The organism is Pseudomonas sp. PS01300 (assembly GCF_029960155.1).
Classification (GTDB): Bacteria; Pseudomonadota; Gammaproteobacteria; order Pseudomonadales; family Pseudomonadaceae; genus Aquipseudomonas; species Aquipseudomonas palmensis.
This window is the reverse complement of sequence record NZ_JASCPN010000014.1, coordinates 49,082-75,194: the sequence shown is the minus strand read 5'-3', so window position 1 is coordinate 75,194 and position 26,113 is coordinate 49,082. Positions and strand designations below refer to the sequence as shown.

The following is a 26,113-nucleotide window of genomic DNA, read 5'->3' as shown; positions in this document are numbered from 1 at the left end:
GCAGCAATGCCAGGTGCCCTTCGGCCCCCTACAGCGCCCGCACCAGCGCCGCTGCCACAATGCCTGCCGCAATCGCCGGCAGCGGCTTTTTCACCAGCAGCATCACCACCGCCGTGCTCAGCAGCGCCAGGCGTGCGCCGTTGTCGCCGTTCACCGCCAACGGCGTCAGCACCGCCACCAGCACCGAGCCGGACATCGCGCTGATGAACTGCTGCACGCGGTAGTTGATGGGCACGAACGACATCACGAACACACCCCCCCAACGGGTGGCCAGGGTCACCAGGCCCATGATCACCACCAGCAGCAGCGTGCCGGCGCCTGCAGTTTCAACGTTCATGCTTGTTCTCCATCCACACCACACCCAGAATGCCGCCCGCCAGCGCGCCCACCACCACGTGGCTGTTCTCCGGCAGGTACCAGTAGGCCAGCAGCGACGAACCGGCCGCCACGATCCAGATCATCAGCATGCGCAGGCTCTTGTGCCCGCCCAGCACCATCGCCAGCAGAAAGCAGCCCATCACCATGTCCAGGCCCAGGCTGACCGGGTCGTGGATCGCATTGCCGAAATGCAGCCCCAGCCAACTGCCCAGGCACCACGCCGACCACAGCGCGATACCGCCGCCCAGCACCAGGCCCAGGCCCGGCTTGCCGGCGTTCAATGCCTGCATGGCCATCGCCCAGTTGGCGTCGGACACCACCAGCATCACGCCGTAGCGCCGGGCAGTGGGCAGCTCGCGCAGCCACGGGTACAGCGTGGCGCCCATCAGCAGGTGACGGGCATTGATGGCGAACACGGTGATAATCAGCGGCACCAGCGGTACCTGCTCGCCCCACAGTTCCAGCGCGGCGAACTGCGAGGCGCCGGCGAACACCAGTGCGCTCATCAGCAGGGTCGCCGCGTCCCCCAGCCCCGTCTGGGCTGCAGCGAGGCCGAAGGCCACACCGAACACCACGACGAACAGGGAAATCGGCAAGAGTTGCTTGAAGCCAGCCCAGACGTCGCTCCACTCAAGCCTGGATAGATGCTTCTCTACGGTTGACAAGGCACAGCCTCCTTCGTGTGGCGATCTTGTCATGCACCGGCCCGAAGGGGCGCATGCCGAACCGCTCGTTTTATAGTGACGCACGCGCGCGCTGGCGTGCGGGCGCTACTATGCCCGCACACACGCGCGTCACAAAGCCTGTTGTGCAGTTGTCGGCGAATTTACTCTCGCGTCGGTGCCTGGGGTCGCAAGGCGGCCTCGATGGCGGCGATGTCTATCTTGTCCATCTGCATCATCGCGTCGAAGGCACGCTTGGCCGCAGCCGGGTCGGGGTGAGTGATCGCGGCGGTCAGCGCGCGCGGGGTGATCTGCCACGACAGCCCCCACTTGTCCTTGCACCAGCCGCACACGCTGGCCTGGCCGCCGTTGCCGATGATCGCCTGCCACAGGCGGTCGGTCTCGGCCTGGTCGTCGGTGGCCACCTGGAACGAGAACGCCTCGCTGTGATGGAAGGCCGAGCCGCCATTGAGGCCCAGGCACGGGATGCCCATGACCGTGAACTCCACGGTCAGTACATCGCCCTGCTTGCCGGCAGGGAAGTCGCCGGGGGCACGGTGCACGGCGCCCACCGCGCTGTCGGGAAAGATGCTGGCGTAAAAGGTGGCAGCCTCCAGCGCCGCGCCGTCGTACCAGAGGCAGATCGTGTTCTTGCTGTTCATCGTGGTTCTCCACAGAAAAGCGACAGACCTCTGCAGTCTAGTCGCCCGCGGCGCAACCCTTGAGCCAGTCGATCAGTACCTGCACCCGCCGGGGCAACGGGTCGCGCGGCGGGTGAACCAGAAAGTAGTCATAGCGCCCCGGCTGGGAAAACCCGCCGAACGGCAGCACCAGCTCGCCCTGGTCGATACGCGCCTGCACCAGGCGCTGGCGGCCGATGGCGATACCGGCGTGGTGGATGGCCGCCGTCACGCACAGGTCCGACCGGTCGAAGGTCAGGCCGCGCTGCGGCAAGGCGTCCAGCAGCCCCTGCTGGCCAGCCCACAATTGCCACTCGGCATCGAACACCGCGTTCTCCCAGGCCAGTGCATCGTGCAGCAAGGTGCACTGGCGCAGATTGGCAGGGTTGTCGAACAGCTGGTGCAGCTCGGCATAGCGCGGGCTGCACACCGGGGCGATGGTCTCGCTCATCAGCGCATGGCTGACCAGGCCGGGAAACTCGCCATTGGCGTACAGCAGCGCCAGGTCGATGTTGTGCGTGCGAAAGTCGACCGCATCGTTGCCCACCCGCACGTCCAGCGCGATGTTCGGGTAGCGCTGGTGGAAGTCGGCCAGGCGCGGCACCAGCCAGCATTGCGCTGCGGACGGGCGCGCGTACAACGCCACCGCCCCGCGCAGCTCGGCCTCGGGCGATGGCTCCAGGGCATCTCCCAGCTGCTCCATCACCCCCTGCAGTATCGCGAACACCCGCTCGCCCTCGGCTGTCAGGCGTATGCGCCGGGTCAGCCGCTCGAACAGGCGCAGCGCCAGGGCCTGCTCCAGGCGGGCGATACGGTGGCTCACCGCACTGGGGGTCAGGCACAGCTCCTCGGCTGCCTGGGCAAAGCTCAGGTGCCGCGCCGCCACCAGAAAGGTGTGCAGGTTGGCAAATTGCGAGCTGTTCAGGCGTGCGCTCAAACGCGGGGGCAGGTTCAGCATCGGTGCAGGTTCCGCTAGTGTCCGGCCAGCAGTGTACGGCCCTGCGCCAGATACGCCTGCATTTCATCGTCCGGCACCATGCTGCCGCCGGTGCCCCACACCAGGTGCGTGGCATTGGTCAGGCGCTGCGCGCTCAGGCCCAGGCGCTGGCGATAGCCCTGCCGTTCCCCGGTCACCCGCAGGAACCCCGGCAGCCCGGCCAGCGCCGAGGGTTCCAGGCGATGGCCCTCGATGGCTTCGAGTTGCGCCAGTTGCCGATACAGCTGCTCGTCGGTAACGGTGTAGTAGCCGTCGATCAGGCGCTGCATGGAGCGCCCGACAAACCCGGACGGGCGCCCCACCGCCAGGCCGTCGGCGGCGGTGCGGTTGTCGATGCCGAAGTCGTACACGCTGACCTGCTCGTGCAGCCCGGTGTACACCCCCAGCAGCATGCAGGGCGAATGGGTCGGCTCGGCGAACACGCAGTGCACCGCGTCGGCGAAGATCTGCTTCAGACCGAATGCCACCCCGCCAGGGCCGCCACCAACACCGCATGGCAGGTAGACGAACAGCGGGTGCTCGGCATCCACCCTGATGCCCGCCGCTTCAAGCTGGCGTTGCAGGCGACGCGCCGCCACCGCGTAGCCGAGGAACAGGTTGATGGAGTTTTCGTCATCGACGAAATGGCAGCGCGGGTCGGCCTCGGCCTGCTGGCGCCCCTGCTCCACCGCCACGCTGTAGTCGGACGCATACTCGATCACCTCCACCCCGCAACTGCGCAAGCGGTCCTTCTTCCACTGCCGGGCGTCGGCCGACATGTGCACGCTGGCCTTGAAGCCCAGGCGCGCACTCATGATGCCGATGGACAGGCCCAGGTTGCCGGTGGAGCCGACCGCCACGCTGTACTGGCCGAAAAATGCCCGCGCGCGGTCGCTGTCGAGGCTCGCGTAGTCATCCCCAGGCTGCAGGATGCCCGCCGCCAATGCGAGGTCTTCGGCGTGCTTGAGCACCTCGTAGATACCGCCACGCGCCTTGATCGAGCCGGAGATCGGCAGCAGGTTGTCGGCCTTGAGCCACAGCGCGCCCTGCACGGGTACCTGCGCTTCGGCGCACAGCGCGGCCTGCACCTGCGCCAACGGCAGCAGGGGCGACTCGATGATGCCCTTGCTCACCGCCGTCTGCGGGAAGGCCGAGGCAATGTAGCTGGCAAAACGTTCCAGCCGCGCGCTGGCGTCGTCCACATCGGCCAGGGTCAGCGGCACGTCGCCCAGCGCCTGCGCTGTCGGGGCCAGGCCCGGGTTGAACCAGGTGGTCGGTTGCAGGCGCACCAGGTCGGCGATCAAGGGGTGGCTGTGCTGCCACTGGTCCAGGGTCTTGTCGTGAATCATGCGGTTCTCCAGAAAAGTGACGGTAGTACGGGCAGGCTCATACCCAGTGCGACAGCAACAGGGTCATGCCCAGGGCCACGACCGAAGCCAGCAGTGTCGCGGCGGTGAATTTTTTGAGCGCCTCGCCCAGCGACACGCCCAGGTATTCCTTGACCACCCAGAACGCCGAGTCGGTGACGGTAGTCCAGCCAATCGCGCCGGCGCCAATGGCAATGATCACGATCTCGCGGTTCTGCCCCGGCATCGCGTCCAGCAGCGGCAGCACCATGCCGGCGGCGCTGACCATTGCCACGGTGGCCGAGCCGACCGCCAGGTGCATCAGCCCGGCGACGAACCAGGCCAGCAGGATCGGGTTCAGGTCCCACTGCGACAGGGTGCTGGCCAGTACCTTGCCGACCCCGCTGTCGATCAGTACGCCATTGAAGGCACCGCCGGCACCGATGATCAACAGGATACTGGCCAGCGGGGTGAAGGAGCCGGCAGTCAGCGCCTGCAACCGGGCCATGCCCAGGCCACGGCGCAGGCCCAGTGCCCAGTAGGCGAAGCACACCGCGATGGCCAGGGCAGTGAGCGGGTTGCCGAGGAACATCATCAGCCGGTACAGCCCGGCCTCGGGCGCCAGGGTCATGCTGGCCAGGGTCTTGCCCACCATCAGCAGCAGCGGCAGCAGAATCACCAGCAGGGTCAGGCCCAGGCCCGGCATCGACCGGCCAGCGGCTGGCGTGGCGGCAGGCTCTGCCGCGGCCTGCGCGTCGGGCGCGGCGTGCCGCGGGCACACCAGCGTGGCCCATACCGGGCCGGCAATCACCGCGGTCGGCAGGCCGACGATCAGCCCGTACAGGATCACCTTGCCCACGTCGCCCCCCAGCAGCTGGGTGATGGCCATTGCCGCCGGGTGCGGCGGCAGCATGCAGTGCACGGTCATCAGCGATACGGCCAGTGGCAGGCCGACGTAGAGGATGTTGAGCCGGGTCTGGCGGGCCACCACGTAGATCAGTGGTATCAGCAACACGAAACCGACTTCGAAAAACACCGGTATGCCCACCACGAAGCCCACCAGCATCATGGCCCACGCCGTGCGCTGTTCACCCAGGGCCTCGAGCAGCGAGCGCGCAATGCGTTCGGCGCCGCCCGACACCTCCAGCAGTTTGCCCAGGATGCTGCCCAGGCCGATCACCGCCGCAAGAAAACCCAGGGTGCCGCCCATGCCCTTCTCGAACGAATCGGCGATGGCCGGCAGCGGCATGCCGGCCCCGGCGCCCACCACAAAACTGGCCAGCATCAGGGCCAGGAACGAGTGCACCCGAAACCTGACCACCAGCACCACGATCAGGCCGATGGCCGCCATCAATATCAGTAACAAACCTGCGTCTTCGTGCATGACTTCGCCTTTATTTGTTTTAGTGAGCGATTGCCGCGCAGGGCGCGGTCGGAGGCGATTAGGCGGCACGCAGGCAGGCCTTTACAAAGGATGGTTTTTCAGCGCACAGGTGATCTGAGGTCATCTGCCAGGGCCCTCGCCGGGCGGACACCTGAACCTTAAACCGCTATGATTCCCGCCATCACTCATGACCCCTTTGGCCGCTGGTAACCACCGCATGATCGAAGTCACCGAAGTTTCCATTGCGCAGCTGCGCGCCGCCCTCGAATCGGGCCAGACCACCTCGGTCGAGCTGGTGAAGGCCTACCTCGCCCGCATCGATGCCTACGACGGCGCAGACACGCCCACCGCGCTCAATGCGGTGGTGGTGCGCAACCCCGAAGCCCTGCGCGAAGCCCAGGCATCCGACGAGCGTCGTGCCCAGGGCAAACCCCTCGGCCCGCTCGACGGCATCCCCTACACCGCCAAGGACAGTTACCTGGTCAAGGGCATGACCGCCGCCTCCGGCAGCCCGGCCTTCGCCAACCTGGTGGCCTACCGCGACGCCTTCACCATCGAGCGCCTGCGCGGCGCCGGGGCGATCTGCCTGGGCAAGACCAACATGCCGCCAATGGCCAACGGCGGCATGCAGCGCGGCGTGTATGGCCGGGCCGAAAGCCCGTACAACGCCGCCTACCTCACCGCACCCTTCGCCTCGGGCTCGTCCAACGGCGCGGGCACGGCCACGGCGGCCAGCTTCGCCGCGTTCGGCCTGGCCGAGGAAACCTGGTCCAGCGGCCGCGGCCCGGCCTCCAACAATGGCCTGTGCGCCTACACCCCTTCGCGCGGGGTGATCTCGGTGCGCGGCAACTGGCCGCTGACGCCGACCATGGACGTGGTGGTGCCCTTCGCCCGCACCATGGCCGACCTGCTCGAAGTGCTCGACGTGGTGGTGGCCGAAGACCCCGACACCCGCGGCGACCTGTGGCGCCTGCAGCCCTGGGTGCCGATCCCCAGCGTGGCCTCGGTGCGCCCCGCCGCCTACCCGCAACTGGCGGCGGACAGCGCGGCGCTGGCCGGCAAGCGCTTCGGCATCCCGCGCATGTACATCAACAAGGACCCGGATGCCGGCACCTCGGACAGCCCCGGCATCGGCGGCCCGACCGGCCAGCGCATCAACACGCGGCCTTCGGTGATCGCACTGTGGGAGGCGGCGCGCAAGGCACTGGAAGCAGCCGGCGCCGAGGTGCTCGAAGTGGATTTCCCGCTGGTATCGAACTGCGAGGGCGACCGCCCAGGTGCGCCCACCGTGTTCAATCGCGGCCTGGTGTCCAAGGCATTCCTGCACCATGAACTGTGGGACCTGACGGCCTGGGCCTTCGACGACTTCCTGCAGGCCAACGGCGACCCGCAGCTCAACCGCCTGGTGGACGTGGACGGGCCGAAGATCTTCCCCCACGACCCCGGCACCCTGCCCAACCGCGAGGGCGACCTGGCGGCGGGCATGGACGAGTATGTGCGCATGGCCGAGCGCGGCATCACGCAGTGGGACCAGATCGCTACCCTGCCCGATGGCCTGCGCGGGCTGGAGCAGACGCGGCGCATCGACCTGGAAGACTGGATGGACAGGCTGGGGCTGGATGCGGTGCTGTTCCCGACGGTGGCCGATGTGGCCCCGGCCGATGCCGATGTAAACCCCGCCTCGGCGGATATTGCCTGGAGCAACGGGGTGTGGGTGGCCAACGGCAACCTGGCGATCCGTCACCTTGGGGTGCCGACGGTGACGGTGCCGATGGGGGTGATGGCGGACATCGGCATGCCGGTGGGGCTGACCTTCGCCGGGCGGGCGTATGATGACTCGGCGTTGCTGCGCCTGGCCTCGGCGTTCGAGGCTACGGGCTCAAAGCGCTTGATACCGCCGCGAACCCCGATGCTGGCACGCCGTAAATAGATAGAGGTTGGTGCCTATCGCGGGTCAAGCCCGCTCCCACAGAGAACATCACTGGGTCCGAACCCAGCGCACATTTCCTGTGGGAGCGGGCTTGACCCGCGATCGAGCGCGCAGCGCTCGCAAGACCGATCGCCACGAACTATCAGACAAAAAAGGGGGACGCCATCACGGCGCCCCCCTTTTTTTGTCAGCCTGAACCCGTCAGTTCCAGGGACGATCGCCGTTCTCGTCCTTGATGCGGGTCGGCAGGCCCATCACGTCCAGCGCCTTCAGGAACGGCTCGGCCGGCAGTTCCTCGACGTTGGCCATGCGCTGCACGTCCCACTCGCCACGGGCCACCAGCAGGGCCGCCGCCACCGGCGGCACGCCCGCGGTGTAGGAGATGCCCTGGCTGTCGGTCTCGGCATAGGCCTCTTCGTGATCAGCCACGTTGTAGATGAACACTTCGCGTGGCTGGCCGTCCTTGGTGCCCTTGACCAGGTCGCCAATGCAGGTCTTGCCGGTGTAGCCCGGCGCCAGCGAAGACGGATCCGGCAGCACGGCCTTGACCACCTTGAGCGGCACCACTTCCAGGCCCTCGGCGGTCTTCACCGGTTGCTCGGACAGCAGGCCCAGGTTCTTCAGTACGGTGAACACATTGATGTAGTGCTCGCCGAAGCTCATCCAGAAACGCACGTTCGGCACGTCGAGGTTCTTGGACAGCGAGTGCACTTCGTCATGGCCGGTCAGGTACAGGTTCTGCGAACCCACCACCGGCAGGTCGTCGGTACGCTTGACTTCGAACATGGTGTTGCTGGTCCACTGGCTGTTCTGCCAGCTCCACACCTGTCCGGTGAATTCGCGGAAATTGATTTCCGGGTCGAAATTGGTGGCGAAATACTTGCCATGGGAGCCGGCATTGACGTCGAGAATGTCGATCGAATCAATGCGGTCGAAATACTGTTGTTGCGCCAGTGCTGCATAGGCATTGACCACACCCGGGTCGAAGCCCACGCCAAGAATGGCGGTGATGTTCTTCTGCTGGCATTCCTCGAGGTGCTTCCACTCGTAGTTGCCATACCAGGGCGGCGTCTCGCAGATCTTGCCCGGTTCTTCGTGAATGGCGGTGTCCAGGTAGGCCACGCCGGTATCGATGCAGGCACGCAGCACCGACATGTTGAGGAAGGCGGAACCGACGTTGATCACGATCTGCGATTCGGTTTCGCGGATCAGCGCCTTGGTTGCCTCGACATCCAGAGCATTGAGCGAAAAGGCCGTGATGTCGGCGGGTACCTTCAGGCTACCCTTGGCCTTGACGCTGTCGATGATGGCCTGGCATTTGGAGATGTTGCGTGACGCGATGGCAATACGACCGAGTTCGTCGTTGTGCTGCGCGCACTTGTGGGCCACCACCTTGGCGACACCTCCTGCACCAATGATAAGAACGTTTTTCTTCAATTTCTTTATCTCTCCTTTCCGCCAGCTTACGAGAGGCTGGACAGGTAGTCGTCAAAACCAAATTCGCGAACCACCTCGACAGTACCGTCAAGTTGTTTCACTACGATGGATGGCATCTTCAAACCGTTGAACCAGTTTTTCTTGACCATGGTGTAGCCTGCCGCGTCGATGAACGACAGCCGATCGCCGATGGCCAGCGGACGATCGAATTGATACTCGCCGAAGATATCCCCGGCCAGGCAGGATTTGCCGCATACCATGTAGGTGTGCTCACCCTCGCTGGGCGCCAGCTTGGCGTTGAGGCGATAGATCAGCAGGTCGAGCATGTGCGCCTCGATGGAGCTGTCGACCACGGCCAGGTGCTTGCCGTTGTACAGGGTGTCGAGCACGGTCACTTCCAGCGAAGCGCTCTGGGTGATCGCCGCTTCGCCCGGCTCCAGGTACACCTGCACGCCGTACTTCTGCGAGAACGCCTTCAGGCGCGCGCAGAATGCATCCAGTGCATAGTCTTCGCCGGTGAAGTGGATACCGCCGCCCAGGCTCACCCACTCGACCTTGTGCAGCAGCTCGCCGAAGCGCTCTTCGATGGTGTTGAGCATCTGGTCGAACAGGCCGAAATCGCCGTTCTCGCAGTTGTTGTGGAACATGAAGCCGGAGATCTGCGACATGACCGCATCGATCTTGACCGGGTCCCATTCGCCCAGGCGGCTGAACGGGCGCGCCGGGTCGGCCAGCAGGTAGTCCGAGCTGCTCACCTGCGGGTTGACGCGCAGGCCGCGCACCTTGCCTTCGGTGGCCTGGGCATAGCGCTGCAGCTGGCCGATGGAGTTGAAGATGATCTTGTCGCAGTTCTCGATCATCTCGTCGATTTCATCGTCGGCCCAGGCCACGCTGTAGGCGTGGGTCTCGCCTTCGAACTTCTGGCGGCCGAGCTTGAGCTCGTAGAGCGAGGACGAGGTGGTGCCGTCCATGTACTGCTGCATCAGGTCGAACACCGACCAGGTGGCGAAGCACTTGAGCGCCAGCAGGGCCTTGGCCCCGGACTGTTCGCGCACATAGGCGATCTTCTGCATGTTGTGCAGCAGCTTGGTTTTGTCGATGAGGTAGTACGGCGTCTTGATCATTTCGAGGCCCCCGGCAAGGCCGGCCAAAAAAAGGACACGCATTGTGCCTTCACTGCACGGGAATCGAAAGCTCGGAAGTGATTTTTGCCCGACGCGGATTTTTCGGGTGCACCCATCGCAGGTCGAACCCGCCCCCACACGGGAGCGGGCCTGGACGTCAGAAGTCCCAGCGAGTGCTGAACATCACGTTGCGCGGGTCACCGTAGTACGAGGAGTTATAGAAGCCGATGTTGGTGTAGTAGTACTTGTCGAACAGGTTGTAGACGTTGACCGACGCCGACAGGTGCTCGGTGAACTGGTAGCGCGCCATCAGGTCGACCAGCCAGTACGGGGTCTGGGTGAAGGTGTCATTGGTGCCCTTGGCGTAGTTGTTGAGGACCTGCCAGCCCTTGCCCTGCCAGCGTGCCCCACCACCCACCGTGAGCTTGTCGAGGCGCCCGCCAAGTTTGTAGGTGGTGTAGAGGTTGAGCTGATCTTCGGGCTCCCAGGTAGCTACCTTGGCCCCGCCCTGGTCGCGGCTGACCTTGTGCGTGTAGCCGGCCTGCACCTGCCAGCCGGGCGCCAGCTCCCCGGACACCTCTGCCTCGTAGCCCTTGGTTCTGGACTTGATGCCCATGTAGGCGTAGTCGATGTCGGGGTTGGTTGGCCTGGCGTTGTAGAACGTGTCGGCCTGCGGGCGGTTATCTTCGTGCACTTCGAAGTAGGCCAGGCTGGTGTTCAGGCGACCGTCGTAGAACTCACCCTTGATGCCCACCTCGTAGTTCTGGCCCTCGTTGGGCTCGAGCATCCTGTTGCGGCTGTCACGGTAGGCCGTCTGCGGCAGGAAGATATCGGTGTAGCTGGCATACGCAGAGAAGTTGCTGTTGAGGTCGTACACCACCCCGGCATAGGGCACCAGCCGTCCGCTCTCCTGGCTGTCGCTGGTGCCGGTGACCTGAAAGTTTGCCAGGCGACTGCCCAGCAGCAGCGAAAGGTCATCGGTGACACTGAAGCGCGCAGTCAGGTAGCCGCCACTTTGCCGGGTGGTTTCGTCGTTGCGCTTTGTCACCGAGCCCCAGTCCGGCTCGATGGCCTGACCGTGCCAGCTCTCCAGATCGTATTCGTTGTCGAAGTAGGTGACGTTGTTGTAGTTGTCGCCCTTCCAGTGCGAGCTGGACACCGAGCCACCCACCACCAGTTGGTGTTCGCGCCCGAACAGGCTGAACGGCCCGGTGGCGTAGAGGTCGCCGCTGTCGCTGGTGGTTTCGCCGGTGTACTTGCGCGAATAGATCGACGACACGGTCGGGGTGTCGGGCGACACCGAGCCCAGTGGCGCGTCATAACCATTGATCTGGTGGTTGTACTGACCCTTGATGACCCAGTCATTGGCCAGGCGATGCTCCAGGGTGGCGAACAGCGTGCGCGAGTACTGCTCCCAACTGCTCCACTTGGCGCCATTGTTGAACGAACGCGGCAGGCTGATGGGGTTGCCCTGGGAGTCGTACACCGGACGGCTGCCCGACCAGCCCGAGCCCCTGGGGTCGCTGTCCTGGTAGTCGGCGCCCAGGGTCAGCAGGGTGTCTTCGTCCAGGTCCACTTCCAGGATGCCGTAGTACACGCTGGTCTTGCGCTCGTAATGGTCCATGAACGAGTGCTTGTCCTGATAGGCGGCCACCGCCCGGCCCCGCACGTTGCCACTGTCGGTCAGCGGGCCGCTGAGGTCGATCTCCGAGCGGTAGTTGTCCCAGGAGCCGGCGCCCAGGTCCACATGCCCCCTGAAGTCGGCCGTCGGCTTCTTGCGGATCAGGTTGATCGTGCCACCGGGGCCGCCCGCGCCGGTGAGCAGGCCGGTGGCGCCCTTGAGCACCTCGACCCGGTCATAGATCGCCATGTCGGTAAGGGTCTGCCCGGCCGAGTACTGCGCGTCACGCAGGGTCGGGATGCCGTCGTACTGGAAGTTGACGATGGAGAAGCCGCGCGAATAGTAGTTGGTACGTTCACTGTCGTAGGTCGACACGGTGATGCCGGGGGTGTGGCGCATCACATCGTCGATGGCGTTCAGGCCGAAATCGTCCATGGCCTGGCGCGTGACCACCGAGATCGACTGCGGGGTTTCCCGCGGGGTCAGCACCATGCGCGTGGCGGTGGCGATGGTGCCCGGCGTGTAGGAGCCGGTGCCTTCGGTGATGGTGCCCAGCTGGTTGGCGCTGACTTCGGTGGCCTGCAGCTCCAGCTGCGCACTGCCGGTGGCCAGCCTTGGCATTACCCGGTAGCCCTCGCCTTCGGGCATCGCCTGCAGGCCCTGGGGCGCGAGCAGTCGCTCAAGGCCCTCGGCGATGGCGTAGCTGCCGTCCAGGCCGCTGCTGTGGATGCCTTGGGTCAGGGCCGAGTCGACCGCGATCATCACCCCGGCCTGCTGGCCGAATGCGCCGAGCACGCGATCGAGGTTGCCGGCGCCGATATGGAAGGCGTGGGTGGCGTGGGCATCGGCGCCGGCCAGTACGCCCTGGCTGGCGCATACGAGGGAAAGCCCGAGGATGGCCGTGCGCAAGGCACCGGCAAGCGGAGTGAGGCGGCTGTGCATAAACAATTCCATGGGTTGAGGGTGTTGGCGATGCGCTGTTTTTCAGCGTCTTCCCTGGTCTTGATGCATGAGATGGAAAAAACTGCCGCCGCTGTTAAAAATAATCGTTCTCAGGCCACGACCACGTTTGCCCAGTAGCCGAACACACGCTGTACCCGTATCGGCAACACACTGGCCAGCAGGTCGAGGCTGGCATCGGGCCGATCGAGGGAGAACGAACCCGACACCTGCAAGGCCGCCACCGCCGGATCGCAGCGCAGTACGCCGCGCCGGTAGCGGTCGAGCTGGGCCAACACCTGGCCCAGTGGCATGCGCTCGGCAATCAGCAGGCCGTCAACCCAGGCCTGGGCGCCCGCGTCGAGGGGTTCGACACTGCCGACCTGCTGCCCGAACGCCACCTGCTGGCCGGCGCTCAAGGTCATGCGGGTGCTGCCGGGCCAGGCGATCGAGGCACTGCCTGCCAGCACCTGCACCTGGGTACCCGACACCCCGGGCAGGCCCTGGCTGACCACCAGCCGCGAGGCGGGCTCGGGGCGTACCCAGCCATTGGCGGTGCGCACCGCCAGCGAAGCACCTTGCCCCAGGGTGAGCATGACCCGCCCCAGGTTGAGCGCCAGCACGTCTGCGTGAGCATCCACGCCGGTGCGGGTATCCAGGGTCAGCTCCACCTCGCCAGACAACGCCACGTGATGACGCTCGCCGGTGGTGGTGCGGTAGTCACTGAACAGTTCCGGCAGCAGCACCCGCTCACGCACGCTAAGGCCAGCCGCCAGTACCACCCCCAGCCCGGCGAAGCCCTTGAGCACATTGCGCCGCGACGCAGTGCCACGTGCCTGCAGCAATCCGCGCGCGCCGGCGGCCGGTAACGTCCTGGTGCCCTGGCGCAGGTCATGGGTGAGCCCGGCAAGACGCTGCCAGGCCAGTTCATGCTGGGGGTTTTCATTGCGCCAGTGCTGGCAGGCCTGCTGCTCGGCCAGGCTGCTGACACCCGACTGCAGGGTGACCATCCACAGCATGGCCTGCTCTACCACGCCGGGGTCCAGCGGCTGGTTGTCGATCCGGGCGAAGCGGCTCATGCGCCGTAGACCGCCGCATAGCAGTGTCGGTAGGCCTTGAGCATGGCCTTTTGCACCACGTTCACCGTCAGGCCCTGGTGTTCGGCGATCTGCGCGTAGGCCAGGCCGTCAAGCTGTGACAGCAGGAAGATCTCGCGCACCTTGCTGCCCAGCCCATCGAGCACCTGGCCCACCGCATCCAGCGCCTCGAGCACCAGCAGGCGAGTTTCCGGGGACGGCACCAGCGCCGGTTCAAGATGCGCCAGCGACTCCATGTAGGCCTTCTCCAGCGCATGGCGCCGAAAGTACTGGATGCACAGGCGGCTGGCCACGGTGGTGAGGTAGGCGCGCGGCTCGCGGTACACCGGCGGTGCCTCGCTGCGCAGGATGCGCACGAAGGTGTCCTGCGCCAGGTCCAGCGCCTGCTCCCGGTTGCCCAGCTTGCGGCGCAGCATCTGCGTCAACCAGCTGTGGTGTTGAACGTAGAGTTCGCCCACCGCATGGTGGGTGCTGGAAAGTGGATGCATCGGCAGGGTTCCGGGACGCAGGCTGACGGGAGTCGTGCATGGTAATACTTCTCATTAGCTTGCGGTGGATTTTTATGATTGCCGCCGAAACAACCTGCTTCACCGACACTGGCAGGCCGGCGCTCAGGTGCAGTACTGTGCGAGGCAGCCAAAGGGAGGGCTGCATATGGATCAAGCGACACTCACCACCTTGTTGACCAAGCTCCGCAATTGCGACCTCGAGGGCGCGGCCGCCGACCTGCAGGCCCAGGCAGTGGCACTGGCGGCCCGGGGGGAAGAGGCACTGTCCGACTTCCTCGCCCGCTATGCCTTCCGCTCGTTGCAGGGCAAGCACAGCCCGGACAAGACATCGCCGGCGCTGGCCCAGGCACTGCACGACAGCGAACAGCACCTGCAGCGGCTTCACGACGAGCGCAAGGCGCTGCTCGACGACATCCACACCTACTTTCTGGAGTTCGAGAAGATTGCCGTCAACCTGACCCCAGCACTGATCGAACCGGCGACCTTCAGTGAGCAGAACCGCGACAACCTGCCGTTCATCGAGGACTACCTGAGCGGCCGTCGCGAGGTGGTGGACGATCTCAACCTGCAGAGCGTGCTGAAAAAGCAGATCAAGTTCTACCTCAACCTCAACCTGCACGATGAACGCCCCACGTTGCAGGTCAGCTATCGCAAGACCCACATCCAGCCGGGCAAATCCTGGCGGTTCGTGGAGCTGAGCCAGCAGGCCGGGCAACGCAGCGAACAGTTGAACCGGCTGGTGCAACTGGATACCGAGTGCGATGCGGTGCAGCGCCAGGCATCACGCCTGAAATGGGAGCTGCGCTGCAACGAGGACACCGGCAACCAGCAGGTGGCCGACTTCCAGAAGAAACTGGGGTTGTTCATGGCCAGTGTGGCTGCACAGGCCTGAGGCCGACCGGGTGGCGGCACCGGCCCGGCACCCCAGCCCGGCCATTCGCGGATCAGCCCAGGCGGCCCCAGACCTGCACCAGCCCCACCAGGTGCACCACCCCGAACCCCAGGCACACCAGCGAGCTCACCACGATGAAGCGCTGGCTGCGCCCGGTATTGGCCAGCACGAAGGGCCCGGCGATACCGCGCAGCAAGTACACCAGCGTGATCGCGCACAACGCCGGCAGCAGCAACGGCAGCGGCGCGATCACGCCCGCCCCCGACAATGCAAAGGCCGCCCAGCTCAGCAGCACCAGCGCAATCGCTGCCGTGACCACCGCCGGAAAGGTCCGGCCCGCCTCCGCCGCCCGGATGAAGCGCTCACCCGCCCCGAACAGGCGATACCAGGTCGGCCCCGCGATGATCGTACCCACGTGCAGCACGGCCGCCAGCGCGCTGAGCGCCGCGGCAATCACCAGCGCCAGATTGTATTCACCTGCCATAACGGTTCTTCCTTGTAGGAGCCGGCGTTGCCGGCGAAGCGGGCAACGCGTTACTTGGCCGAACCCTGCATGTATGTCGCAAAGTTGTTGATATGGTCGTCCAGGTTGTCTTCGAGCATCATCCGGTACTGGTCGCAGAAGTACGTGAGCATCGCCTCGCGTGCCTGCGCCATTTCTTCCCCCGACTTGAAGTTGCGCGCACTCACCCAGGCATTGAACCGGGTGGTGCCGAACATCATCGAGGCACTCACCTTGCCCAGGTCCTGGACCTGCCCGAGCTGCTCGTTGGACAGCTCTATATGGGCGTCGGCGCGGTCGTAGAACGAGTCGTCAGCATTTTGCGGCATTGCGTGTCCCTTTCTCATCACGTCTGGTTATTGCAGCCCCCTCCTGCCGTCCGGCCAACCGTCGGCGAGTGGATATCTGCGCGAAGCTGATTATGCTTCAAACGAGCGGGCAGCGCTGCGAGGTGTCTGTGCGCATTGCGTAGTCCGATGACATCAGCCCCAGGGCTTGGGTGAAGTGGCAGTGGGTGTTCCGGCCTACAACAACAATCCGGAGAAAACTCATGGCGACAATCGACAGCACTTCCACAGGCAGTGCGCCCAGGCGCGGGATCACCAAAGAGGAACGCAAGGTCATCTTTGCCTCGTCCCTGGGCACCGTGTTCGAGTGGTACGACTTCTATCTGTATGGCTCCCTGGCGGCGATCATCGCCAAGCACTTCTTTGCCGGGGTCAACGAAACCACTGCCTTCATCTTCGCCCTGCTCGCCTTCGCCGCCGGGTTTGCGGTAAGGCCGTTCGGCGCCATCGTGTTCGGCCGCCTGGGCGACATGATCGGACGCAAGCACACCTTCCTCATCACCATCGTGATCATGGGCGTGTCCACCGCGGTGGTGGGCCTGTTGCCCAGCTACTCGAGCATCGGCGTGGCGGCCCCGGTGATCCTGATCACCCTGCGCCTGCTGCAAGGCCTGGCGCTGGGCGGTGAATACGGCGGCGCCGCCACCTACGTGGCCGAGCACGCACCGCCCGGCAAGCGCGGCTTCTTCACCTCGTGGATCCAGACCACCGCCACGCTGGGGCTGTTCCTGTCGCTGCTGGTGATCCTGGCGTGCCGTACCGCGCTGGGCACCGAGGCGTTCGAGGCGTGGGGCTGGCGCATACCATTCCTGCTGTCGATCCTGCTGCTGATCGTGTCGGTGTACATCCGCCTGCAACTGAGCGAGTCGCCGGTGTTCAACCGGATGAAGGCCGAAGGCAAGGCATCCAGGGCGCCGCTGACCGAGTCGTTCGCCCGCTGGGACAACCTCAAGGTGGTGATCATGTCGCTGCTCGGCGGTACCGCCGGCCAGGCGGTGGTGTGGTACACCGGGCAGTTCTATGCGCTGTTCTTTCTGTTGCAGACGCTCAAGATCGACCCGCAGACCGCCAACCTGCTGATTGCCGGTTCGCTGCTGATCGGCACGCCGTTCTTCGTCATCTTCGGCAGCCTGTCCGACCGCATCGGGCGCAAGGGCATCATCATGGCCGGCTGCATCCTGGCGGCGCTGACCTACTTCCCGATCTTTCATGCGCTGACCCAGTACGGCAACCCCGACGTGTTCAGTGCCCAGGCACGCAACCCGGTGACGGTGGTCGCCGACCCGGCGCAGTGTTCGTTCCAGTTCGACCCGGTGGGCAAGGCGCGCTTCACCAGTTCGTGCGACGTGGCCAAGAGCGTGCTGGCCAAGCGCGCGATCCCCTACGTGAACGAAAAGGCCGAGCCCGGCAGCGTGGCGCAGGTGCGCATCGGCAGCACGGTGGTGCCCAGCTTCGACGGCAGCCGCCTGCCGGCCGCCGACTTCAAGACGCAGAACGATGCTTTCGCCGCCACCCTGGGCGCGGCCCTGAAGGACGCCGGCTACCCGGAAAAGGCCGACCCGAACAAGACCAACTACCCCATGGTGCTGTTGCTGCTGACCATCCTGGTGATCTACGTGACCATGGTCTACGGGCCGATCGCCGCGTGGCTGGTGGAGCTGTTCCCGGCGCGTATCCGCTACACCTCGATGTCGCTGCCCTACCATATCGGCAACGGCTGGTTCGGCGGCTTCCTGCCCACGGTGGCGTTCGCCATGGTCGCGGCCACGGGGGATATCTACTACGGGCTGTGGTACCCGATCGTGATCGCGGTGATGACCGCCATCCTGGGTACCTTCTTCCTGCCCGAGACCAAGGACCGCGACATCAACCACAGCTGAAACCGCCCGCCCTCCCGGGTGCCGGGAGGGCGCGGTGCAGCCTACTGCGAGAGGTGCCGGATCATCGCCACCGTCAGGTACAGGCGCGGCGCGATGCTGGACAGTTCGATGTATTCATCGTCGGCGTGCAACCCGGCCCCGACCACGCCCATGGTTTCGAGCACCGCCGGCGTGGCGCTGCCGGGCACATAGGCATAGCCGGCGTCGGTGCCAAAACGCATGGCGATGGGTTCCAGGGTGCGATCGATCTGGCCATACAACTGCTGGGCAGTGCTGGCCAGGGCGGCGGAGCCTTCATTTCTGGCCAGCGGCGGGCGCCCCTTGCGCAGGGTCAGCGTGACCTGCGTGTCGGCGATGAGCCGGGCCTGGCTGATACGTTGCGCGTCGGCCAGCACGCGGTCGCTTTCGGACAGGTCGGCATAGCGCATGTCGGCTTCGGCGGTCGCCAGCGCCGGGATGATGTTGGCTTTCTCGCCGGCCTTGGCCAGGGTCCAGTTGACCGTGGTGCCTTTGGCCGGGTCGCCCAGGTCCTTGAGCTGCACCACCTGGTGCGCCAGCTCGGTCAAGGCGTTGCGCCCGTCTTCAGGGGCGGAGCCGGCGTGTGCCGAGCGACCGCGCACTTCCAGCAACAGCTGGTTGATGCCGTTGGTGGCCACCGTCACCGCGTCCTTGTTCGGGGGCTCGTAGGAGAAGACGTAGTCATGCTTGCGCGCCAGCTCGGCAATGATCTGCCGGGAGCCGAGCGAGCCCATTTCTTCATCGGGGTTGAACAGCACGGTCAGGGTGGCGTAGTCGTTGAAGCGCACATCCTGCAGCAGCTTGATCGCATGCAGGATCATCGCCACCCCGCCCTTCGCGTCGGCCACCCCGGGGCCATAGGCACGCTCGCCCTCGATGCGAAACGGGCGCCTGGCGGCGGTGCCGGGGCCGAACACGGTGTCGTAATGCACCATCAGCATGAAGCGCTTGCTGCCGCTGCCCTTGAAGGTGCCGACGATGTTGTTGCCCACCGAGGGCGTGGCGGCGCTGGTCTGCACCGTGGCGCCCAGGGCCTCCAGGCGCTTGACCAGCAATGCGCCGATGTCGGTGAGGCCTTGCTGGGTGCCGGTACCGGTGTCCACCGATACCAGGGTTTTGAGGGTATCCAGGTAGCTCGACTGCTCGGCCTTGGCTTTTTCCAGCAGGTCCTGGGCGGGGGAAGCGATGGCGCCGGTACAGGCGAAGGACAGGCAGAGCGCCAGGGCGCTGGCGCAGGGAGGGCGAAACAACGGCATAGGGCGGGGCCTCGGTGCAGGGTGGCAAAAGGGTGTGTTGCATGACGGGCAAGGGATCAGCTTAGACTGTCGGCCCTGTATTGCGAGCAACCGGGTTGGACCTTCCATGACACACCAGTACCAGGGCAGCTGCCTGTGCGGCGCCATCCGTTATCAGCTCAGCGCGCCCCTCAAGGCGGTTTCGCACTGCCATTGCAGCCAGTGCCGCAAGGGCCACGGGGCGGCGTTCGCCAGCTACGCCAGCGTCAGGCGCGACGACCTGCAACTGCTGCAGGGAGGCGAGCGGCTCAAGTCGTACGCATCGTCCGAGTCGGTAGCGCGCCAGTTCTGTGGCGACTGCGGTTCATCGCTGTTCTGGTCGCGCTCACAGGGGGACCATGCCGACTGGATCTCGATTGCGCTGGGCACCCTGGACTCACCCCTGACGTTCGACAGGCAGCGCCATGTGGAGGTGGCTTCGAAGGCGCCGTGGTACGTAATCGAGGACCATTGGCCACAGGGTCGATAGGGTCTTTTGCACTGCCCGCGACAGGCTGGCCCAGGTTTGCGACAGCCGGCTGAAACGCTTCGCGCAAGCACTGCGAAAAACCGATTCAAACGCTTACAATCGCCGCTTTCCGTGCACTTCATGCAGGCCCGCTCGCCATGGCGCTAGACCCACCCACGATGCTCACCATCACGATCGCCCTCGCCGCGGCCGCCGCGCTGTACCTGGCGATCGAGTGGCGCAGCGTGCGTGAACCCTCGCTGCTGTTCTGGAGCGCCGGGTTCGCCACCATCACCGTGGGCTGTACCCTCGCGCTGCTGCGCAGCAGCGGCCTGCTGCTGATCGGTATCTGGTTCGCCAATGGCCTGCTGGTGACGGCGCACTGGCTGTTCCTGCTGGGTGTCGGGCGTTTCACGCAAACCCAGCTGTCGCGGGGCTGGTACCTGGTCTTCGTGGTATGGCTCGCGCTGCTGGTGGTACCCGAGGAGCCGCAATGGTCCAAGCTGATGCTGCTGGTCAACTCGCTGCTGGTGGCGCTGCTGGCGCTCAAGGCCAGCGCACTGCTGCGCCCGCATGGCAAGTCGCTGAGCGTGGGGGCGGTGCAACTGCGCTACGTGCTGCTGATGCACGGCCTGTTCTACGTGGCCAAGGCGATCACGGCGGTGGTGCCCGGCACGCTGATCGACCTGGCGGCGTTCCGCGGCCAGATCATCCAGATCTCGCTGGTGGAAGGCGCCATGGCAATCATGCTGATTGCGCTGTCGATGACCGGCACCGAGCGCTACCGGCGAGAAAAACGCATCGCCCGCCTGGCCGCCCGTGACCCGCTGACGGCCCTGTACAACCGCCGCGCCCTGGAAGTCCGTGCGCCGCGCCTGCTCGAAGACGTGTCGGCCACGCGGCCCGGAGCGTTGCTACTGATCGATATCGACAACTTCAAGCTGGTCAACGACCTGTTCGGGCATAGCGCCGGTGATCGCCTGCTGGTCGACCTGAGCGAGATGATCCGCGCGGTGCTGCCCACCGGCGCCCTGGCGGCGCGACTGGGTGGCGATGAGTTCGTGATTCTGCTCAACAACGCCCCCACCGAACGTATCCTGGCGCTGGGCGGTGCCTTGCGCGAGCAGTTCCGGCAGGCCGCCGCGCAGCTGTTCCCCACGCCTGCGCCAGTGACCCTGAGCATCGGCGCCAACCTATTCGACCAGCCGCCGGGCAGCCTCACGGCCCTGATCGAACAAAGCGACAGCGCGCTCTACGCCTCCAAGCGCGGTGGACGTGACAGTATTCGCGTGGTGGACCGCACCGCAGCCGCTGGCGAACCCCTGCACACGCCTTGAGGCAGTACCAATGGATAAGGTGAACAGCAGCATGATCGCCACAACAGCACTCGAACCCTCGCACTGGCCGCTGTACCGCGACCTGCGCCTGCAGTCACTGCAGGACTCGCCGGATGCGTTCGGCAGCACCTACGGCTCGGAGGCCACGCGCACCGATGAAGACTGGTCGGCGCGCTTGCAGGCGGCGGCAAGCTCCGGCCAGGGCCGTGCGTTTGTTGCGCTGGAGGGCGAAGCGCCCTGTGGGCTGGTGTGGTGCAAGCTGGCCGGTGCAGGGCCCGGCGTTGCCGAGATCTTCCAGATGTGGGTCGACCCGGCCTGCCGCGGGCGCGGCGCCGGACGAGCACTGCTGCAGGCAGCGCTGGACTGGGCCCGCCGCCACGACATGCAGCGGGTACGGCTGGGGGTCACGATTCAGGACAGCCCTGCCATGCACCTGTACACCGCGCTGGGCTTCAAGCCGATTGGGCCACCCGAACCGCTGCGCGCGGGCAGCGCGCTGATGTCCCAGGGCATGGAGCTGGTACTGGATACCGTGCATGCCCGCAACGACTGACACCCCGCGCCCCTGGCAGAACAGGACCCCGAAACCTAATCGGCGGCAAACAGCTGCTGTTGCCGCGCATACGCCACCAGGCGCTCCTCCAGCTGGTCGGGGTCGAGGTAGAAGCGAGTGTCCAGTGCATCCAGCGCGGCCTCGCAGGCCAGGTCGGGCTCATCGGCATAGGTGGGCATGCGCAACTGACGCTCGCCCTGCTCGGCAGGCACTGCCTGGGCGCCGAACAACAGGCCCTTGGCCTCCTCCAGCAGCGCGAGGGTCTGCAACGCGCCGAGTTCGCGCAGCCCCGCGCACGCGCTGGCGTAGTGATCGCCCGAGGAGTTGCCGAAGTACTGGTCGAAACCGCCGTTGTACACCTCGCCCTGCAGCACGTTGACCGCGTAATAGTGCTGCTCGGCCAGTGCCAGCCCGGCAAACCCCTGGGGCGTGCGGAACACCCGGTCGACCAGTGCAGACCAGTACAGCGCCTGCGGGCTGGCCAGGTACTGCTTGCGCTCCTGGGCGTAGCGCTTGCCGTTCTCGATGTTCTCCCGGTAGCCGCCCTTGCAGGGCATGCACAACCCGCCGGTGCGCGCTGCGGTGCTTGCCAGGATCACGTTGCCGCAGACGCGGCAGGGTTGGTTGTCGCTCATGCGCCCCCCATGGTCATTGCGTGGTGAGGGCGCGCCCCTTGCGCGTCGCGCCCAACGTGGCGCACATGCTACAGCGTGCCGGCCTGCGCGATCCAATCGCCTTGGCGCATGGGTTTGGTTTACCCTCGGTGCCGACACCTTGCCCACCCTCGCCCACCCCATGCATTACCGCTTCGAGGCCAAGATGAACCGCATCCCTACCTTCACCACCGCGCGCCTGCAGCTCACGCCCCTGCAATTGAGCGACGCTGCGGCGATCCAGCAACTGTTCCCGCAGTGGGAGGTGGTGCGTTATCTCGACAGCCGCGTGCCTTGGCCGTACCCGGACGACGGCGCACTGACGTATGTGCGCGACCTGGCGCTGCCCGCCATGGCGCGTGGCGAGGAATGGCACTGGATGATCCGCCTGGTGCAGAACCCGCTGCAGTGCATCGGCAGCGTGTCGCTGCACGATACCCCCGGTAACCACCGCGGTTTCTGGCTGGCGCCGCAGTGGCAAGGCAAGGGCTACATGCGCGAGGTGTGCGAGGTGATCAACCGCTTCTGGTTCGACACCTTGAATCGCCCGACCCTGCAGGTGCCCAAGGCCGTGAGCAACCTGGCGTCACGGCGCATATCGCTGCGCGAGGGCATGCACCTGCTGCACGTGCAGCCCGGCAATTTCGTCAGTGGCCCGATGCCCCAGGAAACCTGGGAGCTGACGCAGGATGAATGGCGCAAGCGCCGCGGCGACGCCAGCCCCGCAACGCAACCCGCTGGCGAGCTGGAAGCCACCCTGCACTACCTGGAGCAACGCCTGCTGCAGCAGGACGTACGCAGCAACACGGCCTTGCTGTCGACGCTGCTGGCCGATGACTTCATGGAGATTGGCGCCAGCGGCAAGGCCTGGCACAAGGCGGATGTGCTCTCCAGCCTGCCCGTCCAGGCATTCAGGGTGCGCACGATCAGCGATTTTCAGGTACGCCCCCTGGCGCCGGACGTTGCGCTGGTGACCTATACCTGCCACAGCGACACCGCGTCGCTGCGCAGCTCGGTATGGCGCAGGCTCGATGGCCATTGGCAGATGACCTTTCATCAAGGCACCCCGGCCGCGTAATGCCGCAGACGGTGCGGCCCCACCCGCGCCGTTTGCCTGCGGCGCCCATGCGCGGCATCATCTGCCGCCCCTGTACAGCGAGCCACCTCGATGACCGATTACCGCGGGCTGATGCTCGAAGACACCCGGCAAGGCGCCAGCGACGCTGCGCTTGCACAGCTGGAGGCCAGCCTTGGCGCGCCCCTGCCGGCTGACTACCGTGAATTTCTCACGACCTGCAACGGCGCCTACCTCGAGTACGACGTGGCGGTCACCCTGGCCAGCGGCGAACGCGAGTTGATGAGCTTCTCGCTGTACGGGCTGGACCTGGACGGCGAATGGGAGTCGAACCCCTACGAGCTGGAACGCGCACGCCAGCGCCCTGGCTACCCTGCCCACGGCCTGCTGCCGATCGGGCGTGACGGCGGCGCCAGCCTGTTGCTGCTGGACCTGCGCGAGGGGCGCCAGCAGGTGGCCGCGATGGTCGCCGCCCTGCCCGCCTGGACCGGCCGCCGCCAGCAAGGCGACGAATACGTGGTGCTGGCCGAAAGCTTCAACGACTACCTGGCCCTGCTGCATGTGGCCGAAGAGACCATCGTCAACCATATCGACAGCTTCATCATCAGCCAGGACAGTGTGCAGGCCACCCTCGCCTGGCTCGATTCCGGCAGCCGCGGCTGGCGCGAACGCCACCGTGAGCGCTGGAACGCACGGGTAAGCGACTGGCCAATATGACTCCCAGGGAAACACCGCAATGAAGCTGACCAGTCAGATCCGCCCCTACGACAACCAATGGCCCGAGCGCTACCTGGCCGCCAGGGCAGGCATCGCCCAGGGTTTTGGCAGTGAACTGATCGAGATCCATCATGTGGGCAGCACGGGCGTACCCGGCCTTGCCGCCAAGCCGGAGATCGACGTGCTGGTGGTGGTTCAGGCGCATCGGGAAACCGCAGCACGCCACGCCCACATGCAGGCTCTGGGGTACGTGCGCGGCTCCGACCTGTCGCCGGGCCACCACTTCTACCGTCGTGATGTCGACGGTATCCGTACCCACAAGGTGCACGTGTGTGCCCAGGGCCACCCACAGATTGCCTGGATGCTGCGCTTTCGCGACCTGCTGCGCAGCGATGACGACCTTCGCCAGCGCTACCAGGCGTTGAAGCTTGAGCTTGAAGCGACCAATCGTGACGGTATCGGCGAGTACCTGGCCGGCAAGGCGCCATTCATCGAGGCCGCGATGCGTGGCCAGGTGCCGTCGCAGGGCGGCGTCTAACGGGCATATCCGCAATCAGTGGCTATGCTTTGCGCGTGATCCACGCACGTTGCGTCATGCGTTGTTCCGCTCATTCAGCCATTACATGGAATGCAGGCCTATGAAATCGATTCGCTCCCTCGCCCACGCCGTTGCCCTCGCCTCACTCATGACCACTGCCAGCTTTGCGGCCCACGCCGCCGAACTGCCGCTGGGCAGCGAAGCGCTGCAAGACCACATCAGCACCCAGGTGCTGGCCGTGGACCCGGGCAACTTCCGGGTCACGATCGAAGGCCCGAACAACAGCCAGGTGCCTATCCAGCTGACCAAACAGGCCAAGGACCTGCACAACCTGAAGGTGGGCGACAAGGTCGACATCACGGTGACCCGTGCCGTGGCCTATGTGCTCAACACCAGTGAGGGCGGCGCGCCGAAGGTCACCGACGAGGCCGGCACCGTGCGCGCCACCAAGGACAACCCCAACCCGGGCGGCGAAGCTTTCCGCCAGGTGCGCGTCACCTCCAAGATCACCGCCATCGACCTCAACGCCCATGAAGTGACCCTGCTGCCGCCCCAGGGCAAGGTGAAGGTGGTGAAGGTCGAGGACCCTGAACTGCAGGCGCGCATGAAGAACCTCAAGGTCGGCCAGACGGTCGACGTGGTGTACACCGAAGTGCTGACCGTGAAAACCTCGCGCCCGTGAGGTATGCTCGCCGAGTCGACTGACTCGAACGGCTCTGGCGCGCCGTTCCCGGCCGGATTTCTCCGGCCAGGAACGCACCGCCCACCACCCGATGGCAGCCGCGCCAGCCACGGGTATTCCATTGGAACACCCCCCTTTTTCACGTCGCTTGACCGTTGCACAGGGGAACCGGGATGAACGCAAAAACAGTGCCTGGCCGCTTGTCATGGGGCCTGCCCTGCCTGCTTGCATTCGCCCTGCTGCTGACCGGCGGCTGCGCCGGCAAGACGGCCGCCAATCGTTATGCCGCCCAGGGTTCCAACTGCTACGCAAAGGCGGTGCCCAGCGCTGGCGAAGGCGGCCTGGCCTGGGGCTCGACCCTGGGCCAGGCCCGCAAGAAATCCATGGACAATTGCATGCGCTACGCCAGCCGCTCCGGTGGCACGCCCAGGACCTGCCAGGTGGTACTGGCCCAGTGCAAGGGCCAGTAACGCATCGGCAAGGCGAACCTGTTTGAACGGACGACGCCCCATCGCACCACGCCTTCACTGCTAGGCTGGATTGATACCCACTGCACAGGTCAGCCCCATGCCCTACTCCCCCGCCGCATTGCAGATGCTCGAACAGCTCGGCATACCGTTGAACGCGGTGATCGAGCGCCATCTGCAGGAGTTCGTCGAAGCCAGCCTGCTGCAGTGGGCCGAGACCGGCCAGGACAACCGAAAGCACGAACTGATCGCCGTGGCCGCTCAGGCCTGGCGCCAGTTGAAAGCGGCTGCCGGTGCCGAGGGCGTGGCGCTTTACCTGGTGTCGGCCTTCAGAAGCGTCGAACGGCAGAAGAGCATCATCCAGCGCAAGCTGGACAAGGGGCAGAGCATCGAGCAGATCCTTGCGGTCTCGGCCCCGCCGTTCTTCAGCGAGCATCACACCGGGCGTGCCGTCGACATAGGCACCCCCGGCTGCACCGACCTGGAGCCCGAATTCGAAGCGACACCGGCATTCAGATGGTTGACCCGCAACGCAGCGACCTATGGCTTCGAGCTGTCGTACCCGCCCGACAATGGCGCAGGCTACGTGTATGAGCCCTGGCACTGGCGCCATGTAGCCAGCTGAT

27 protein-coding genes and 1 pseudogene are annotated in these 26,113 nt (G+C 65.6%); 13 read left to right on the top strand and 15 right to left on the bottom strand.

The annotated features are described in order from the left end of the window. Positions 1-28 precede the first annotated feature (28 nt). The 6 genes from QMX96_RS10280 to QMX96_RS10255 all read right to left on the bottom strand — a co-directional run bounded on the left by QMX96_RS10280 (position 29) and on the right by QMX96_RS10255 (position 5,426). Positions 29-337 carry an AzlD domain-containing protein gene (locus QMX96_RS10280; RefSeq protein WP_043861362.1) on the bottom strand — a complete coding sequence of 103 codons (309 nt, stop codon included), beginning with the start codon at positions 335-337 and terminating at the stop codon, positions 29-31. Continuing rightward, complete coding sequence (locus QMX96_RS10275; RefSeq protein WP_054914603.1) at positions 327-1,043, bottom strand: AzlC family ABC transporter permease; 717 nt, start codon at positions 1,041-1,043, stop codon at positions 327-329. The genes QMX96_RS10280 and QMX96_RS10275 overlap by 11 nt, the downstream gene beginning before the upstream one ends. Positions 1,044-1,204: 161 nt before the next feature. After that, complete coding sequence (locus QMX96_RS10270; RefSeq protein WP_058540117.1) at positions 1,205-1,702, bottom strand: VOC family protein; 498 nt, start codon at positions 1,700-1,702, stop codon at positions 1,205-1,207. 37 nt (positions 1,703-1,739) lie between these two features. Continuing rightward, on the bottom strand, positions 1,740-2,678 hold the full coding sequence (dsdC, locus tag QMX96_RS10265; protein ID WP_054914605.1) for a DNA-binding transcriptional regulator DsdC: 939 nt from the start codon (positions 2,676-2,678) through the stop codon (positions 1,740-1,742). A gap of 14 nt (positions 2,679-2,692) precedes the next feature. Next, the gene (locus tag QMX96_RS10260; protein ID WP_282361715.1) at positions 2,693-4,045 is read right to left on the bottom strand and encodes a D-serine ammonia-lyase; all 1,353 of its coding nucleotides are present in this window, start codon (positions 4,043-4,045) and stop codon (positions 2,693-2,695) included. 37 nt (positions 4,046-4,082) lie between these two features. Beyond that, on the bottom strand, positions 4,083-5,426 hold the full coding sequence (locus QMX96_RS10255; RefSeq protein WP_282361714.1) for a gluconate:H+ symporter: 1,344 nt from the start codon (positions 5,424-5,426) through the stop codon (positions 4,083-4,085). A gap of 217 nt (positions 5,427-5,643) precedes the next feature. Between QMX96_RS10255 and QMX96_RS10250 the strand changes: the two genes are divergently transcribed. Then, positions 5,644-7,356 carry an amidase gene (locus QMX96_RS10250; protein WP_282361713.1) on the top strand — a complete coding sequence of 571 codons (1,713 nt, stop codon included), beginning with the start codon at positions 5,644-5,646 and terminating at the stop codon, positions 7,354-7,356. Between the two features lie 201 nt (positions 7,357-7,557). Here QMX96_RS10250 and QMX96_RS10245 read toward each other — a convergent pair whose 3' ends face one another. From QMX96_RS10245 to QMX96_RS10225, 5 genes are all read right to left on the bottom strand, one after another. Next, entirely contained in the window at positions 7,558-8,793 is a 1,236-nt protein-coding gene (locus QMX96_RS10245) for a saccharopine dehydrogenase family protein (RefSeq protein ID WP_043861369.1), read from the bottom strand. A 26-nt stretch (positions 8,794-8,819) separates the two neighbouring features. Beyond that, positions 8,820-9,917 carry a carboxynorspermidine decarboxylase gene (gene nspC, locus QMX96_RS10240; RefSeq protein WP_043861418.1) on the bottom strand — a complete coding sequence of 366 codons (1,098 nt, stop codon included), beginning with the start codon at positions 9,915-9,917 and terminating at the stop codon, positions 8,820-8,822. Between the two features lie 157 nt (positions 9,918-10,074). Further along, positions 10,075-12,480, bottom strand: coding sequence for a TonB-dependent siderophore receptor (locus tag QMX96_RS10235; RefSeq protein WP_078480337.1), 2,406 nt, complete (start codon positions 12,478-12,480; stop codon positions 10,075-10,077). Positions 12,481-12,590: 110 nt separating this feature from the next. Then, complete coding sequence (locus QMX96_RS10230; protein ID WP_282361712.1) at positions 12,591-13,556, bottom strand: DUF4880 domain-containing protein; 966 nt, start codon at positions 13,554-13,556, stop codon at positions 12,591-12,593. After that, entirely contained in the window at positions 13,553-14,062 is a 510-nt protein-coding gene (locus tag QMX96_RS10225; protein ID WP_282361711.1) for a sigma-70 family RNA polymerase sigma factor, read from the bottom strand. Before QMX96_RS10225 ends, QMX96_RS10230 begins: the two co-directional genes overlap by 4 nt. A 166-nt stretch (positions 14,063-14,228) precedes the next feature. Between QMX96_RS10225 and QMX96_RS10220 the strand changes: the two genes are divergently transcribed. After that, on the top strand, positions 14,229-14,975 hold the full coding sequence (locus tag QMX96_RS10220) for a hypothetical protein (RefSeq protein ID WP_043861373.1): 747 nt from the start codon (positions 14,229-14,231) through the stop codon (positions 14,973-14,975). Between the two features lie 52 nt (positions 14,976-15,027). Here QMX96_RS10220 and QMX96_RS10215 read toward each other — a convergent pair whose 3' ends face one another. Further along, on the bottom strand, positions 15,028-15,459 hold the full coding sequence (locus tag QMX96_RS10215) for a hypothetical protein (RefSeq protein WP_058540109.1): 432 nt from the start codon (positions 15,457-15,459) through the stop codon (positions 15,028-15,030). A 50-nt stretch (positions 15,460-15,509) separates the two neighbouring features. Beyond that, positions 15,510-15,806: a DUF3144 domain-containing protein gene (locus QMX96_RS10210; protein ID WP_043861375.1), complete on the bottom strand. Its 297-nt coding sequence runs from the start codon at positions 15,804-15,806 to the stop codon at positions 15,510-15,512. A 221-nt stretch (positions 15,807-16,027) separates the two neighbouring features. Between QMX96_RS10210 and QMX96_RS10205 the strand changes: the two genes are divergently transcribed. Beyond that, positions 16,028-17,704, top strand: coding sequence for an MFS transporter (locus QMX96_RS10205; RefSeq protein WP_058540108.1), 1,677 nt, complete (start codon positions 16,028-16,030; stop codon positions 17,702-17,704). Positions 17,705-17,745: 41 nt separating this feature from the next. Here the strand turns inward: QMX96_RS10205 and QMX96_RS10200 are convergent, their stop codons facing one another. Beyond that, a complete protein-coding gene (locus QMX96_RS10200) occupies positions 17,746-18,978 on the bottom strand; it encodes a M20/M25/M40 family metallo-hydrolase (RefSeq protein WP_282361710.1) in 1,233 nt (410 codons plus the stop codon). Positions 18,979-19,084: 106 nt separating this feature from the next. On the opposite strand from QMX96_RS10200, the gene QMX96_RS10195 reads away from it, so the two are divergent. From QMX96_RS10195 to QMX96_RS10185, 3 genes are all read left to right on the top strand, one after another. Continuing rightward, complete coding sequence (locus QMX96_RS10195; RefSeq protein ID WP_043861378.1) at positions 19,085-19,486, top strand: GFA family protein; 402 nt, start codon at positions 19,085-19,087, stop codon at positions 19,484-19,486. Positions 19,487-19,623: 137 nt separating this feature from the next. After that, positions 19,624-20,802, top strand: a complete 1,179-nt coding sequence (locus QMX96_RS10190; RefSeq protein WP_080922866.1) for a GGDEF domain-containing protein — start codon at positions 19,624-19,626, stop codon at positions 20,800-20,802. Positions 20,803-20,833: 31 nt separating this feature from the next. Then, complete coding sequence (locus QMX96_RS10185) at positions 20,834-21,355, top strand: GNAT family N-acetyltransferase (RefSeq protein WP_282361709.1); 522 nt, start codon at positions 20,834-20,836, stop codon at positions 21,353-21,355. Positions 21,356-21,390: 35 nt separating this feature from the next. On the opposite strand, the gene QMX96_RS10180 is transcribed toward QMX96_RS10185, so the two are convergent. Beyond that, positions 21,391-21,990, bottom strand: coding sequence for a DMP19 family protein (locus QMX96_RS10180; RefSeq protein WP_058540104.1), 600 nt, complete (start codon positions 21,988-21,990; stop codon positions 21,391-21,393). Positions 21,991-22,174: 184 nt separating this feature from the next. On the opposite strand from QMX96_RS10180, the pseudogene QMX96_RS10175 reads away from it, so the two are divergent. The 7 genes and pseudogenes from QMX96_RS10175 to QMX96_RS10145 all read left to right on the top strand — a co-directional run. After that, positions 22,175-22,705 (top strand): annotated as a pseudogene (locus QMX96_RS10175) (GNAT family N-acetyltransferase); the annotation flags it as partial. Further along, positions 22,688-23,086: a DUF4440 domain-containing protein gene (locus QMX96_RS10170; protein WP_260328920.1), complete on the top strand. Its 399-nt coding sequence runs from the start codon at positions 22,688-22,690 to the stop codon at positions 23,084-23,086. The pseudogene QMX96_RS10175 and the gene QMX96_RS10170, both read left to right, overlap by 18 nt. Positions 23,087-23,176: 90 nt before the next feature. Continuing rightward, positions 23,177-23,800 carry an SMI1/KNR4 family protein gene (locus QMX96_RS10165; RefSeq protein WP_054914615.1) on the top strand — a complete coding sequence of 208 codons (624 nt, stop codon included), beginning with the start codon at positions 23,177-23,179 and terminating at the stop codon, positions 23,798-23,800. 19 nt (positions 23,801-23,819) lie between these two features. After that, positions 23,820-24,338 carry a GrpB family protein gene (locus QMX96_RS10160; RefSeq protein ID WP_236176336.1) on the top strand — a complete coding sequence of 173 codons (519 nt, stop codon included), beginning with the start codon at positions 23,820-23,822 and terminating at the stop codon, positions 24,336-24,338. Between the two features lie 100 nt (positions 24,339-24,438). Beyond that, a complete protein-coding gene (locus tag QMX96_RS10155; protein ID WP_104572350.1) occupies positions 24,439-25,020 on the top strand; it encodes a hypothetical protein in 582 nt (193 codons plus the stop codon). A gap of 173 nt (positions 25,021-25,193) precedes the next feature. Then, the gene (locus QMX96_RS10150) at positions 25,194-25,490 is read left to right on the top strand and encodes a hypothetical protein (protein ID WP_043861384.1); all 297 of its coding nucleotides are present in this window, start codon (positions 25,194-25,196) and stop codon (positions 25,488-25,490) included. Positions 25,491-25,587: 97 nt separating this feature from the next. Further along, complete coding sequence (locus QMX96_RS10145; RefSeq protein ID WP_043861386.1) at positions 25,588-26,112, top strand: M15 family metallopeptidase; 525 nt, start codon at positions 25,588-25,590, stop codon at positions 26,110-26,112. Position 26,113 lies beyond the last annotated feature (1 nt).

Bases quoted from the DNA above. Each gene is read 5' to 3' on its own strand.
- QMX96_RS10280 (WP_043861362.1), bottom strand. From the start codon at position 337: ATGAACGTTGAAACTGCAGGCGCCGGCACGCTGCTGCTGGTGGTGATC.
- QMX96_RS10270 (WP_058540117.1), bottom strand. From the start codon at position 1,702: ATGAACAGCAAGAACACGATCTGCCTCTGGTACGACGGCGCGGCGCTG.
- dsdC (WP_054914605.1), bottom strand. From the start codon at position 2,678: ATGCTGAACCTGCCCCCGCGTTTGAGCGCACGCCTGAACAGCTCGCAA.
- QMX96_RS10260 (WP_282361715.1), bottom strand. From the start codon at position 4,045: ATGATTCACGACAAGACCCTGGACCAGTGGCAGCACAGCCACCCCTTG.
- QMX96_RS10255 (WP_282361714.1), bottom strand. From the start codon at position 5,426: ATGCACGAAGACGCAGGTTTGTTACTGATATTGATGGCGGCCATCGGC.
- QMX96_RS10250 (WP_282361713.1), top strand. From the start codon at position 5,644: ATGATCGAAGTCACCGAAGTTTCCATTGCGCAGCTGCGCGCCGCCCTC.
- nspC (WP_043861418.1), bottom strand. From the start codon at position 9,917: ATGATCAAGACGCCGTACTACCTCATCGACAAAACCAAGCTGCTGCAC.
- QMX96_RS10235 (WP_078480337.1), bottom strand. From the start codon at position 12,480: ATGCACAGCCGCCTCACTCCGCTTGCCGGTGCCTTGCGCACGGCCATC.
- QMX96_RS10230 (WP_282361712.1), bottom strand. From the start codon at position 13,556: ATGAGCCGCTTCGCCCGGATCGACAACCAGCCGCTGGACCCCGGCGTG.
- QMX96_RS10225 (WP_282361711.1), bottom strand. From the start codon at position 14,062: ATGCATCCACTTTCCAGCACCCACCATGCGGTGGGCGAACTCTACGTT.
- QMX96_RS10220 (WP_043861373.1), top strand. From the start codon at position 14,229: ATGGATCAAGCGACACTCACCACCTTGTTGACCAAGCTCCGCAATTGC.
- QMX96_RS10215 (WP_058540109.1), bottom strand. From the start codon at position 15,459: ATGGCAGGTGAATACAATCTGGCGCTGGTGATTGCCGCGGCGCTCAGC.
- QMX96_RS10210 (WP_043861375.1), bottom strand. From the start codon at position 15,806: ATGCCGCAAAATGCTGACGACTCGTTCTACGACCGCGCCGACGCCCAT.
- QMX96_RS10205 (WP_058540108.1), top strand. From the start codon at position 16,028: ATGGCGACAATCGACAGCACTTCCACAGGCAGTGCGCCCAGGCGCGGG.
- QMX96_RS10200 (WP_282361710.1), bottom strand. From the start codon at position 18,978: ATGCCGTTGTTTCGCCCTCCCTGCGCCAGCGCCCTGGCGCTCTGCCTG.
- QMX96_RS10195 (WP_043861378.1), top strand. From the start codon at position 19,085: ATGACACACCAGTACCAGGGCAGCTGCCTGTGCGGCGCCATCCGTTAT.
- QMX96_RS10190 (WP_080922866.1), top strand. From the start codon at position 19,624: ATGGCGCTAGACCCACCCACGATGCTCACCATCACGATCGCCCTCGCC.
- QMX96_RS10185 (WP_282361709.1), top strand. From the start codon at position 20,834: ATGATCGCCACAACAGCACTCGAACCCTCGCACTGGCCGCTGTACCGC.
- QMX96_RS10180 (WP_058540104.1), bottom strand. From the start codon at position 21,990: ATGAGCGACAACCAACCCTGCCGCGTCTGCGGCAACGTGATCCTGGCA.
- QMX96_RS10165 (WP_054914615.1), top strand. From the start codon at position 23,177: ATGACCGATTACCGCGGGCTGATGCTCGAAGACACCCGGCAAGGCGCC.
- QMX96_RS10160 (WP_236176336.1), top strand. From the start codon at position 23,820: ATGAAGCTGACCAGTCAGATCCGCCCCTACGACAACCAATGGCCCGAG.
- QMX96_RS10155 (WP_104572350.1), top strand. From the start codon at position 24,439: ATGAAATCGATTCGCTCCCTCGCCCACGCCGTTGCCCTCGCCTCACTC.
- QMX96_RS10150 (WP_043861384.1), top strand. From the start codon at position 25,194: ATGAACGCAAAAACAGTGCCTGGCCGCTTGTCATGGGGCCTGCCCTGC.
- QMX96_RS10145 (WP_043861386.1), top strand. From the start codon at position 25,588: ATGCCCTACTCCCCCGCCGCATTGCAGATGCTCGAACAGCTCGGCATA.